11 protein-coding genes are annotated in these 12253 nt (G+C 61.2%); 4 read left to right on the top strand and 7 right to left on the bottom strand.

From position 1 onward, the window contains the following. Positions 1-67 precede the first annotated feature (67 nt). Together KGB20_RS14035 and KGB20_RS14030 are read right to left on the bottom strand one after the other, a co-directional pair. Positions 68-502: a DoxX family protein gene (locus KGB20_RS14035; protein WP_223532588.1), complete on the bottom strand. Its 435-nt coding sequence runs from the start codon at positions 500-502 to the stop codon at positions 68-70. Positions 503-605: 103 nt separating this feature from the next. Next, positions 606-2027, bottom strand: a complete 1422-nt coding sequence (locus tag KGB20_RS14030; protein ID WP_223532586.1) for a transglycosylase SLT domain-containing protein — start codon at positions 2025-2027, stop codon at positions 606-608. 237 nt (positions 2028-2264) lie between these two features. Between KGB20_RS14030 and KGB20_RS14025 the strand changes: the two genes are divergently transcribed. The 3 genes from KGB20_RS14025 (at position 2265) to KGB20_RS14015 (ending at position 5263) form a co-directional block, all read left to right on the top strand. Continuing rightward, positions 2265-3071 carry a TatD family hydrolase gene (locus KGB20_RS14025; protein ID WP_057713800.1) on the top strand — a complete coding sequence of 269 codons (807 nt, stop codon included), beginning with the start codon at positions 2265-2267 and terminating at the stop codon, positions 3069-3071. A gap of 113 nt (positions 3072-3184) precedes the next feature. Continuing rightward, positions 3185-4666 carry a methyl-accepting chemotaxis protein gene (locus tag KGB20_RS14020; protein ID WP_223532584.1) on the top strand — a complete coding sequence of 494 codons (1482 nt, stop codon included), beginning with the start codon at positions 3185-3187 and terminating at the stop codon, positions 4664-4666. 231 nt (positions 4667-4897) lie between these two features. Then, positions 4898-5263, top strand: coding sequence for an Mpo1-like protein (locus KGB20_RS14015; protein ID WP_057713798.1), 366 nt, complete (start codon positions 4898-4900; stop codon positions 5261-5263). On the opposite strand, the gene KGB20_RS14010 is transcribed toward KGB20_RS14015, so the two are convergent. The 3 genes from KGB20_RS14010 to KGB20_RS14000 all read right to left on the bottom strand — a co-directional run bounded on the left by KGB20_RS14010 (position 5264) and on the right by KGB20_RS14000 (position 7423). Further along, on the bottom strand, positions 5264-6061 hold the full coding sequence (locus tag KGB20_RS14010; protein ID WP_223532582.1) for an acyl-CoA thioesterase: 798 nt from the start codon (positions 6059-6061) through the stop codon (positions 5264-5266). Positions 6062-6292: 231 nt separating this feature from the next. Beyond that, entirely contained in the window at positions 6293-7051 is a 759-nt protein-coding gene (locus KGB20_RS14005; RefSeq protein WP_223532580.1) for a CHAD domain-containing protein, read from the bottom strand. A gap of 93 nt (positions 7052-7144) precedes the next feature. After that, positions 7145-7423: a hypothetical protein gene (locus KGB20_RS14000; RefSeq protein ID WP_034150181.1), complete on the bottom strand. Its 279-nt coding sequence runs from the start codon at positions 7421-7423 to the stop codon at positions 7145-7147. 221 nt (positions 7424-7644) lie between these two features. On the opposite strand from KGB20_RS14000, the gene KGB20_RS13995 reads away from it, so the two are divergent. Further along, positions 7645-8682 (top strand): patatin-like phospholipase family protein, encoded by a 1038-nt coding sequence (locus tag KGB20_RS13995; RefSeq protein WP_057713795.1) that lies wholly within the window; start codon positions 7645-7647, stop codon positions 8680-8682. Positions 8683-8835: 153 nt separating this feature from the next. Here the strand turns inward: KGB20_RS13995 and KGB20_RS13990 are convergent, their stop codons facing one another. Beyond that, on the bottom strand, positions 8836-9534 hold the full coding sequence (locus KGB20_RS13990; RefSeq protein ID WP_150812271.1) for a response regulator: 699 nt from the start codon (positions 9532-9534) through the stop codon (positions 8836-8838). Between the two features lie 48 nt (positions 9535-9582). Then, a complete protein-coding gene (locus KGB20_RS13985) occupies positions 9583-12234 on the bottom strand; it encodes a sensor histidine kinase (protein ID WP_223532578.1) in 2652 nt (883 codons plus the stop codon). Positions 12235-12253 lie beyond the last annotated feature (19 nt).

Below are 12253 nucleotides of genomic sequence, written 5' to 3'. Positions count from 1 at the left end.
AGTGTCAAGAATGACGCGCAACAAAAAAGGCCCGCACAATGCGGGCCTTTTCGTTGAACCAGAGCGGTCAACCCGCGATGGCACGGTCCGCCGAGAGCTTGCCCGCACCTTCGATCAATACCGCGATACTGCCACCGAGCAACGCCAGGGCGAACTCATAACCGTTGTTGGCCATGAACAGACCGTTGCTGATGTGCACCGAGAAAATCGCGACCAGCGACAGGAAGATCAGGCCCAGTGCGGCCGGGCGAACCAGCAAGCCGATGATCAGGGCCAGGCCGGCGAAGAATTCGGTGCCGCCCGCCAGTGCCGCCATCAGGTAACCCGGCGCCAGTCCAAGGCTTTCCATGTACTGCGCGGTTCCAGCCAGACCATAGCCACCGAATGCCCCGAAAAGCTTCTGCGAACCGTGAGCGGCGAAAATAATGCCGACCACGATGCGCAGAACGGTCAGGCCGTAGCCAGCGCGTGTAGACAGTACCTTATTGATCAGAGTGCTCATGCTGTTTCATTCCTTGTCAGTGTGTGTTGGTTGGCCGCTATATTAATCAGAAATTCACATACTAAAAGCGCAAAAAACCCGTCATAACAATCAGATTAGTTGATCATTTGCGTGAGACAAACTTTTGCCCCTGGGGCTCCAACGACTCCCGCTCCCGGTCGAACGCCAAGTAATACTTGTTCACGCTATTAACATAACTGACAGGCCCCATACCCACTTGCTCCATGGCAATGCGTTCGACCTGGAAGAACCACTGGTTGGGATTCAAGCCTCGCCGACGGGCTTCGGCGCGCATGCCTTGCACCCGCTCCGGCCCGATGTTGTAGGCCGCCAGCACGAAGGCCATGCGTTCGCGCTCGTTGAGTTTCGGACTGGCAAAGAATTTGCGCCGGATCATCGCCAGGTACTTGGCCCCGGCCTGCACATTGCCATCAAGGTCCTGAATATTGTTGACCCCCACCCGCTGCGCCGCAGAAGGCGTGATCTGCATCAGACCGGTGGGGCCACCGCCACTGCGGGCGACGGGTTGCAGGGATGACTCCTTGAAGGCCAGCGCCGCCAGGTTCAGCCAGTCCATGCCCTGGGCGTCGGCGTGTTTCTGCAGCACCGGGCGAAGTTTTTCCAGGCGCTGTCGGTCCGCCCTGGCCAGTGGATAGTGCACTTGATAGAGACGACGATAGATCCGCAGGAACGCGGCGTCCTGATCCGATGGTTTTTTGTAGACGGTGAGGAAGCGATCAATGCTGGCCCGCAGCATCGAGGCATCACGGCGCACGAACCAGAATTCCTCTCCCGGATCACTGACGAGTACCTGTTTGTCGAAACGCAGCTTGGGCAGGATCTTGCCCCAGCGTTCGGCGATCGGTTGCTCGACGATGGTCAGGTGGAAGATCCCGCCCTGCACCATCTCCAGTACATCCTCGACGGCAAGGCTCGGATCGACCCATTCGATCGTGACCGGTGGCAGTTTGTGCAAGGCGAGCTTTTGATTGATCTGGCTGACGGCATCCCCGGCGGCGCTGCCTGCGGGTAATGCCAGGGTCTTGCCGGAAAGCTGTTCAAGCCTGGTGTAGCGGCGTTCGCCCTTGATGCCCACCAGGACCAACGGGATGTTGCTGGCAATCGGCTCACTGGTGCTGACGGCGAAGCCGGGTTGCAGATCGAGCAACTCGCCTGGCGCCACCAGATCGCCCTCCCCGCGCTGCAATGCGCCAAGCAGTTGATCCTTGGCCTTGGGAATGATCTTGAGGGTGATTTCCTGACCGTCACGGGCGTGGCCGTTGAGGTATTGCTCGAACGCTTTCAGGCGATGGTATTCGACCCCGATCGCCTGCCCCTGGACTTCACCGGAACTGTTGCGGCTCTGGTTGACCAACACCCGCAGCACACGACTGCTGCGTATTTCCGCAAGATCGCGCACCTTGCTGGCCGGTACGGCTTGCAACGGCCCGGGCAGACGCGCGACCGCCGTCATCGGCAGTAGCAGCGAACAACACAGCAGTAGCAAAACCGAGGGACGAATCATCCACTCTCCGGAAAGAATATGAGGCCCGCTTCAATAACGAAAACCATCAAGCGCGGCGACAAAAACAGAGCGCCCAAGGCGCTGGCAACGTGCGAAAGACTGGCACAATGATGGCAAAACTACCAACCAGGCCTGGTCCGCGGCTCAAGAGACAGCGTTAACCCGTTGTAGTTCTTGGTTTTTCTTATAAATCCACGGCTCTGATATGCTTTCCGGCCTTTGGGCCGAGGTAGCACCATGCAACTCATCGATATCGGCGTCAACCTGACCAACGCCAGTTTTGCCGACAAACACCAGGCCGTACTTGACCGCGCCTACGCGGCCGGCGTGTGCCAACTGGTGCTGACCGGCACCAGTGTCGAGGGCAGTGAACAGGCCCTTGAGCTGTGCCAGCAACTGGACGAAAGCGCCCAGCGCCTGTTCGCCACCGCCGGTATTCACCCTCACTGCGCCAGCGACTGGAACGCCGACAGCGCCCGACGTTTGCGCAGCTTGCTCTTGGAGCCGAATGTGGTGGCCGTAGGCGAATGCGGGCTGGATTTCAACCGTGATTTCTCGCCGCGCCCGCAACAGGAAAAGGTCCTCGAAGAACACCTGGCCATGGCCGTCGAATTGCAGCTGCCGGTTTTTCTGCACGAACGCGACGCCAGCCAGCGTCTGCTGGAAATCCTGCGCGACTTCCGCGACCGACTGCCTGCCGCCGTAGTGCACTGCTTCACTGGAGAGCAGAAGGCACTGTTCAGCTATCTCGACCTGGACTTGCACATCGGCATTACCGGCTGGATCTGCGACGAGCGCCGGGGCACGCATTTGCACCCACTGGTCAAGGAGATCAAGCGCGGACGCCTGATGCTCGAAAGCGACGCACCGTATCTGCTGCCGCGCAGCCTGCGCCCCAAGCCGAAAAACGGGCGAAACGAGCCGGCGTACCTGACCGAAGTACTACGCGAAGTGGCACTGCATCGCGGGGAAAGCCAGGAAGATCTGGCAGCGCATACCACCGCGTGCGCGCGGGCGTTTTATGGTCTGCCATTGATCTCCTGATTGCCATAAATCCCACAGGTTTGAAGTTGATCTGCATCAAGAGTCAGTCACCTGTATAGCGGCACAATGATGGCGTCTTGCCAAAACTGTTTCCGCTATCAGAGAAGACCTCCATGGGTGCCTGGCTTAGCAATATCTCGCTGAAATACAAATTCTGGGCGGTCAACGCCGTCGCTTTCGTCACCACCCTGTTGCTGGTGCTGTACGCGGTGCAACTCGAACAGCAGGCCCGCAGTCGCGCCGCCCAGGCTTCGGCCCAGGCTCAGGCGCGATTGCTCGAAGCCTGGCCCGCCGGGCAAACGTTGCCCCACGCCGACAACTTCCTTGCGTTCAGCCGAGGACAGGCACCCACGCTCAATGAGCAACCCGTGCAAGAACTGGCCGACGCCAATGGCTGGGTCGAGATCAACGTGATGCCGCTGTTCGGTGACAATCCGCTGATGGGTGCCGAAGTGTTTACCCGTGCCGACGGCCAGCGGGTCGCCGTGATTGCCCATGGTCCGAGCCTGAGCCAGGTGTTCAACGAGCGTTTTGCCAACTACGCGGTGGCGGTGTTCATCCTGATGCTGGCAATGCTCGGTGCATCGCAGTTATTGATCCGCTTCCTGCTCAGCCAGCTCAACACCTTGAAAGACGTCATGTTGCACGTGGAGAAAACCGGCGACCTGTCGGCCCGCGTGCCATTGGCCTGCAGCGACGAAGTCGGGCAAATGGCCAACGCCTTCAACGCCATGCAGGCCGGTTATCAACGGGTGGTCAACACCGTCGCCAACACCGCCCGGCAACTGGACGTCGGCGCCGCACGGCTGGCGGCCAGCATGAATGAGGTGCGCCACGGCATGCTGGGCCAGCAAAGCGAAACCGATCAGGCCGCCACAGCGATCAATGAAATGACCGCCACGGTCTATCACATCGCTCAACACGCGGGTGCCACCCGTGACCTTTCACAATCGGCCGATACCCTGGCCGGCAGCGGGCAGGCGGTTGTGACACGGGTGCAGCGGTCGATTGCCGGACTGTCCACCGGCGTCCAGCAGACTGCCGAGATGATTCAACGCCTGGCCGAGGACAGCCAGAAAATCAACGGCGTGGTCAAAGTGATTCACAGCATCGCCGAGCAGACCAACCTGTTGGCGCTCAACGCCGCCATCGAAGCGGCCCGGGCCGGCGAAATGGGTCGCGGTTTCGCGGTAGTCGCCGATGAAGTACGCAACCTCGCCAAACGCGTGCAGGCCTCCACGGATGAGATCACCCTCATGGTCTCGGCGTTGCAGGCCGGCACACGGGACGCCGTGGATTTCATGCAAGAGAGCTCGTTCAAGGCCGACGACTGCGTACAACAGGCGCAAGAGGCCGGCGCGGCATTGGCCGAGATCACCGGAGCGGTGGCGCAGATGCGTGAAAGCAACACGCAGATCGCGGTGGCGGCCGAGCAGCAGAGCCAGGTGGCGGAGGAGATGAACCGGGCGGTGGTGAGCATCCGTGACGTGACCGAGAATACGGTGCATCAGACGGTGACTTCGGCGACCACCAGCAATGAGCTGGCGGCATTGGCCGGTGAGTTGAGCAAGGCTATCGGTCAGCTCAAACTGTAAGGGCCCCATCGCGAGCAGGCTCGCTCCCACAGAGGACTTTCAGTGCTCCGCAAATTCAGGTTCAACACAGACTCATTGTGGGAGCGAGCCTGCTCGCGAAGGCGTCTGCCTTAACAACATCAAATTTGACCATTGCCCCTATCAGCTCTATAGCCATCCTTGATTCGCCGCCAGCATAGACCGGGCCTATTCTTAATCACATGTGTTCAACATGGATCGAGGATCAGCATCATGGGCAAACGTCACCCCAACCTACCCGCCTGGCAATGGCGAGCGTACCCGAACAATCATCAGCATCCGACCAATCTGGTGCTGCACCTGATCGCGGTGCCGCTGTTCATCGTGGCATTTCTGCTGATTGTGACCGGGGTGTTCAGCCTGAGCCTGGCAAATATCGCCATCGGCGTAATCGGTGTGATTGCGGCGCTGGCCTTGCAACGCCACGGCCACAACCTGGAGACCCAAGCCTCCGAACCCTTCAGTGATCGCAAGGATGCGGTATCACGCCTGTTGGTCGAGCAGTTCCTGACGTTTCCACGGTTCTTCCTCAGCGGCGGCTGGTGGCGCGCCTGGCGTGAGCGCCACCGCCGTCACTGATCAGGCGAACACAGTCACGGTCTGCCGGCTCATGGCGATCAACCGGCCATCCGCGCTCCACATTTTTGCGGCGGCATGCCCGTAGCCGTCGGCGGCGTATTCGGTTTCGACGAGGTATTTGCACCAGTCCAGGGTGTTCAGTTCCAGCAGCGGCTGCACGAATTCGATGGTCCAGGTTAGCGTGCTGCCCATCGCCGGCTTCTTCAAAAACGGCATCAGGGCCGGCGGCCAGGCGTCCACCAGCGCCAGGATATGCGCCTCGCCGATAGCCTCTTCCTTTACGTCGCCGCGCAAGCGTACCCAGCCACCCATTTGCCGGGATGTGCTACCGCTGAACGGCAGCCCGCCGACACTCCAGCGCATCGCCAGATGCCGCATGAACTCAGGGATGACGCCTTCGACGAAAGGCAATTCCTGGCATTCGTCCCAGTGCTTCATTTCAGGTGCCGGTTCAGCGGCCACCGCCACTTCCGAAGGTCGCGAGGCGCCGAAGCTGCCCTGGATCAACGTCACCACCTGGCCCTTCTGCATCACCCGACCCAGCACTTGGCTGACGGCCTTGCCTTCGCGCAGCACCTCGACTTCGAAACTGACCGGCACCTCGGGCTCAACCGGGCCGACAAAGGTGATTGCCAACGAACGCACCGGCCGATCCGCCGGAACCCGGGCGCGCATGGCTTCGTACTGCAAAGCGGCCACCAGGCCACCGAAACTGGCTCGCCCCTGGGCCCAGGAGGCCGGGATAGACAGCTCCATCGGCTGGCTGCGGACAGCGTTGAGCAGTTCGGAAAAACGCATGAAAACCTCTGGGAATGGAAAAAGATGAAGGGATCTTAACCATCTGGCGACGTTGATACATCGCCTATTCCGGCCAAATTGACTGACAGATGAGCCGCACAAGGCTCGTGCCGGACATATAACCTGTAGGAGCGAGCCTGCTCGCGATAGCGCCCGGACAGCCAACATCAATATTGAATGTCACGACCTCATCGCGAGCAGGCTCGCTCCTACAATGGATCCCCGGTGTTTTCAGGATTTGAAACAGGCCTTGCTGAGCTTTTCCAGCACCCGGTCCGCTCGGGTTTCGGCCTCGGCCATGGTGGCTTCCCACACGGCAACACAGGGTTGCAAATCCGCTTCCCGTTCAGCCATCGCCAGCCATTGCACGCAATCGTGCCAGTCGCCCAGCGCACCCTGGGCCGATTTCAGCCGGGGCATGGCCGCTTTCGGCAAACGGTCCAGTTCGGGGTAAGCGTCGATGCCATAGCGCACGCGCTTGATCAGCAGGCGCAGCCGATGACGGTCGTGGGTTGGATCGTGCAGTGCCTCGTCGAGTTTTTTCCATTGCTTGCCCAGGCGTTTTTCGATGCGCTTGCGCAGGCCCTTGAGCAATCCCTGGCGCTGGGCGGCACGCAGAAAACGCGGAAACGCATCGAGGACGATCAGCATCTGCGCGAGTTCGGGACTGGTCGCCACGGCCGGGTAAGCCTCGGCCATTTGCGCCATGCGCCACTGTGCGGCTTGGGGTTGATGGTGCTGGAGCAGGTACGCCGCCAGCACTTCGCGATCACGCAATGGTGTGGTCAGATCGCCCACCCGGGAGGCCGCCGCTTCCAGTTGTTCGACACCGGGCAACCCGCGCAAGGGTCGCAACAGGCTGCGTAACCGTCGCATGGTTGTGCGCAGATCATGTAACGCTTCCGGGTCTGTACGCTCTTTCAAGCGGGCCTGACAGGCCAGCAGACGAACTTCCAGGCCCAGAACCCGAGCCACCAACCGATCGATCATGGGGGTTTACTCCGTAAACAGCGCCAGGTTGCAAGCTCCAGGCTGAAAGCTCGAAGGCTCTTGCAGCTTAGAGCTTGTCACCGCTTTTTGCTTTTAACGCCCTGCGCGCGATTCACGAATATAGAAACGAGCCTTCTCGGCTTTCTTGGTGCAGCCTTCGAATCCCTCGAATTGCTGCTGGGTCTTGGCCGCGGTCAACAGCGACAGGGCCTTGGAGTAGCTGACGGTCCCGGCGAAACCTTCGGCTTTGGCCAGGTCCAGTTCATGCCATGCCGCATCCAGGTTACTACCGCAGCTGTCGCGATAAGCGGTTTTGCCGGCACAACCGGCCAGCGCCAAGGCAATCAATGGCACGCAGATCCAGGCTTTCATCACTCACTCCTCAAGAATAGGTCAACAGTCATGCAGGTAAGACGTTGTGGCACCTGAAAAGTGCCGTTGGTCCGCTGTGCAAACTATAGCGCCGACGAGAATAACCATGTGCCGCCATGGAGTGTCGAAAATACGACGCTCTTGTCCCCTCGAACGACCATGGCGATTGAAGCAAGGCCCTCGATGGGTGCATTGTTGAATCATTCAAACGAGGGCGATTCATGAAAAAGCGTGTCGCACTGGTATTGGGCTCGGGTGGAGCCCGGGGTTATGCACATATCGGGGTCATTGAAGAGATCGAACGGCGCGGCTATGACATTGCCTGTATCGCCGGATGCTCCATGGGCGCGGTGGTGGGCGGGATCTACGCCGCCGGCAAACTCAATGACTACCGTGACTGGATCGAGAGCCTGGATTATCTCGACGTGTTGCGTCTGGTGGACGTCAGTTTTCGTCTGGGGGCGATCCGTGGCGAGAAAGTCTTCGGACAGATCCGCAAGATCGTCGGCGAGATCAACATCGAAGATTTACGCATCCCCTACACCGCGGTTGCCACCGACCTGACCAACCAGCAGGAAATCTGGTTCCAGGAAGGTTGCCTGCATCAGGCCATGCGCGCCTCGGCAGCGATTCCCAGCCTGTTTACCCCGGTGATGCAAGGCAACCGCATGCTGGTGGACGGCGGCATTCTCAACCCGCTGCCGATCGTGCCGGTGGTGTCGAGCCATTGCGATTTGATCATCGCGGTCAACCTCAACGCCACCAACCAGCGCCACTATCAATTACCGGTCATCCAGCGTCCCGCCGCCTTCAAGACCCGCTTCGACAGCCTGATCAACTCCGTCGGCTCGAAGTTGCCGTTCCGGCGCAAACAAGCCGAGCAATTGTTGATTCTGGAACAGGAAGCCTTGAAGGCCGAAGGGGCGGAGCTCAACCCGTGGATCGAATCCGCCGAGCCCCAAGCGCAGCAACCCGCGGCCGCTCCGGAAACCAGTGGCGCCCCCCGCTCCGCCACCGGTTCGTTCATCATCGACAACGTCGGACCGGCGTCCTTGCTGGATTTGATCAACCAGAGTTTCGAGGTGATGCAGACGTCGCTGGCGCAGTACAAGATTGCCGGGTATCCGCCGGACATCCTGATCAACGTGCCCAAGCGCGTGTGTCGGTTTTTCGAGTTCTACAAGGCGCCGGAGTTGATCGCGCTGGGACGGGAGATTGCGCGGGATACGCTGGACCGGTATGAGAATGAGCAGAACTGAACGCCTGAAAGTTCTCGATTGAATGCAAGGGCCTCATCGCGAGCAAGCTCGCTCCTACAGTGAATCTTTGGTGTTCACAAAATGTGTGTCTGACCAGGATCCCATGTGGGAGCGAGCCTGCTCGCGATGAGGCCGGTTCATTCAGCACAGAACCTAAAGGTTGCCCTCACTCAACAACCGATACCCCACCCCAGCCTCGGTCACGATGAACCGTGGCCGGGTCGGGTCATCCGCCAGTTTCTGGCGCAAATGCCCGACCACGATGCGCAGGTAGTGAGTGTCTTCGGTGTGAGTCGGCCCCCAGATGTCCTTGAGCAATTGCTGCTGGGTGATCACCCGCCCGGGATGCCGCGCCAGTTGCGCCAGCACGGCGTACTCCTTGCGAGTCAGTGCGACTTCGACATCGTCGAGCAGCACCCGGCGATACGCCAGGTCGACCGTCAACGGACCGAAGTTCAGCTCCGCTTGTTGCACCTCGCCTGCGGGCGCCTGGCGCAATAACGCACGGATCCGCGCCAGGAACTCCTGAATGCCGAATGGCTTGGTCACATAGTCATTGGCGCCGCCATCCAGGGCCTCGACTTTCTGCCCTTCACTGGCGCGCACGGAGAGCACCAGTACCGGCACCGTCGACCATTCGCGAAAATCGCGCAATACCTGTTGGCCGTCCATGTCCGGCAAGCCGAGATCGAGTACCAGCAAGTCCGGTTTGTTCAACGCAGCTTGCGCCAGTCCCTCACTGCCGGTGCCCGCCTCCAGCACTTTGTAGCCCTGGGAAGCGAGGCTGATGCGCAGGAATTTGCGGATCTGCGGTTCGTCGTCAATGACCAAAATGGTCGCGGTCTGGCTCATGAATTCACATCAACACAAAGAAGTGGCAAGAGAGTAGCGCAAGCGCGATCAGGCTTCACTTTCGTATCCCGGCTGAGCCTGCAGCGGCAGGTGCAACGTGATGCAGGTGCCGCGCCCCTCGATGCCGTCGGCGACGCTGATACGCCCGCCATGGGCACCGACCATGCCCTGACAAATCGCCAGCCCCAGCCCGGTACCCTGCCCGCCGCGATCACCCCGCGCCGCGGTGTAGAACATGTCGAAAATCTTCGCCCGATCCTCCTCCGGAATCCCCGGGCCCTCATCGCTGACCGAGAAAAACAGCTCACTGTCATCAGCCCCTGCGCACAATTGCAAACGCCCGTGGGACGGCGAAAACCGCGCGGCGTTTTCCAGCACATTGATCAGTGCCTGCTCGATCAGCGCGGCATGCACGAACAGCAACGGTAACTCGGCTGGCACGTCGGTGCTGACCTGCAACGGCGCAAGGACTGTCCGCAGCCGGTTGAGCGCACTGCCGACGATGTCTGCCGGCGATACCCAGTCCCGCGCCAGCTTCAGGGCACCGTGGCCGAGCCGGGTCATGTCAAGCAGGTTTTGAATGTACCGGTCCAGGCGCTCGGCTTCATCGCGGGTGCCTTCGAGCAGTTCACGTCGATCCTCCAGCGGGATCGCTTCACCCAGGGCCAGCAGGCTATCGATACTGCCGCGCATGGATGTCAACGGTGTGCGTAAATCGTGGGACACCGAAGCCAGCAAGGCACTGCGCAATTGCTCGGTTTCGCCGTGCAGCCGAGCCGCTTCCAGATCATCGGCCAGTTGCGCCCGGGCCAGCGCCTGGGCCAGCGGTTGGGTCAGCGCGGTCAACAAGCGTCGGCGTTGGCCGCTCAGGGTCTGGCCTTCCCTGGCGCACACGCCGAGCAACGCCAGCGGGCCGTCGTCCACCGACAATGGCCACCACCACCAGCGACCGAACGGCAAGGTGCCGGTGCCCGCACCCGCGGGTTGATCGTGCTGCCAGGCCCAATCGGCGGCGGCGCGCTCAGCTTCGGTGAACTCCAGTGGGCCACCGGTTTCGACTTTCCAGCCGTTTTGCCCGTCGCGATTGAGCAGGCACAGTTGCACGTCGCTCCAACCGTTGAGGTGCTGGGCAGCCCCGCTGACCACGGCCTGGCGGTCGGTGGCGGCGGTCAGTTTACGTGACAGGTCGAGCAGTTCGGTGGTCTCTTCCTGGGTATCGCGCAGTGCCTGCAATTGCCTGCGCTGGCGCGCCGCGAGGTTGCCGGTGAGGGCCGCCATCAGCAGGAAAAACAGTAAGGTCAGCACGTCTTCTTCGCGCTGGATGCTGAAAGAGAAATTCGGCGGAATGAACAGGAAGTCATAGGTCAGGAACGACAGCACCGCACAGGCCAGCGCCGGCCCGAGACTGCTGCGCACCGCCACCAGCAATACCGCCGCAAGGAACACCAGGGAGATGTTCGGCAGTGGCAGTACGCTCGCCACGGCCCAGGCCAGAGCGCTGGCCGAAATCGTCGCCACCACGGCCAATGCGTAGTCGAACCAGACCAGTGAATGCATCGACCGCTGATTGGGTTGATGCGGTTGGTGATCGCTGTCGAGAACGTTGATTTCCAGCCCGCGCGCATTACGCAGCAGACGCGCCGCCAGCCCGCCACCGAACAGACGTCGGCGCAAACGCGGCCGGGACTGGCCCACCAGCACCAGGCTGGCGCGGCGTTCGGCGGCATGCTGGATCAAGGTTTTCGCCACTTCACCGGCGCGCAGCAACACCACTTCGCCGCCCAGGCGCTCGGCCAGTTGCTGGGCGCTTTGCAGGCGCAGGCGGGACTGCTCGTCACGCACGCTGCCGTTGTCCACGTGCACCAGGCTCCAGGGCAGGTGCCGCCGCTGGGCCACGCGACTGGCATGACGCACCAGGCGCTCGGCCTGGGCATCGCCGTCGACCCCTACCAGCAAACGCCCGCGCACGGCCGGCGCCGCTTGCCCCAACTGACGATACCCTTGGGCCAGATCGTTATCGACTTGAGCCGCCGCGGTTTGCATCGCCAGTTCGCGCAGGGCCGTCAGGTTGGTCTGGGAAAAAAACGCATCGATGGCCGCCCGCGCCTGCTCCGGCACATAGACCTTGCCATCGCGCAATCGCTCCAGCAGTTCCCGTGGTGGCAAGTCGATCAGCAGCAGTTCGTAGGCTTCCTGCAATACCCAGTCCGGCAGGGTTTCGCGGACCTGCACGCCGGTGATGCCGCGCACCTGATCGTTGAGGCTTTCCAGATGCTGGACGTTGACCGTGGTGTACACATCGATGCCGGCGGCGAGCAGTTCCTGAATGTCCTGCCAGCGTTTTTCGTGACGACTGCCGGGTGCGTTGGTGTGCGCCAGTTCGTCGACCAGCACCAGCTTCGGCTTGGCGAGGAGCAGACCGTCGAGGTCCATTTCTTCGAGCATCACGCCACGGTATTCGGATCGTACCAACGGCTGCTGCGACAAGCCGCCGAGCAGTGCTTCGGTTTCGGCCCGGCCGTGGGTTTCGACGACGCCGGCAATGACTTTCACCCCTTGGCGTAACTGGGTATGGGCCGCTTGCAGCATGGCGTAGGTCTTGCCGACACCCGGCGCGGCACCGAGAAACACTTTGAGCCGGCCACGGCCATCGCGGGGCAGGTCTGCTAACAGCGCGTCGGCGCGGCCGGAGTTGCTCATGTATGAGGCTCTCTTTTTT

It is taken from the genome of Pseudomonas sp. BF-R-30 (assembly GCF_019956175.1).
Lineage (GTDB): Bacteria > Pseudomonadota > Gammaproteobacteria > Pseudomonadales > Pseudomonadaceae > Aquipseudomonas > Aquipseudomonas jessenii.
The sequence above is the reverse complement of the archived record's forward strand: the minus strand, read 5'-3'. Positions and strand labels throughout refer to the sequence as shown.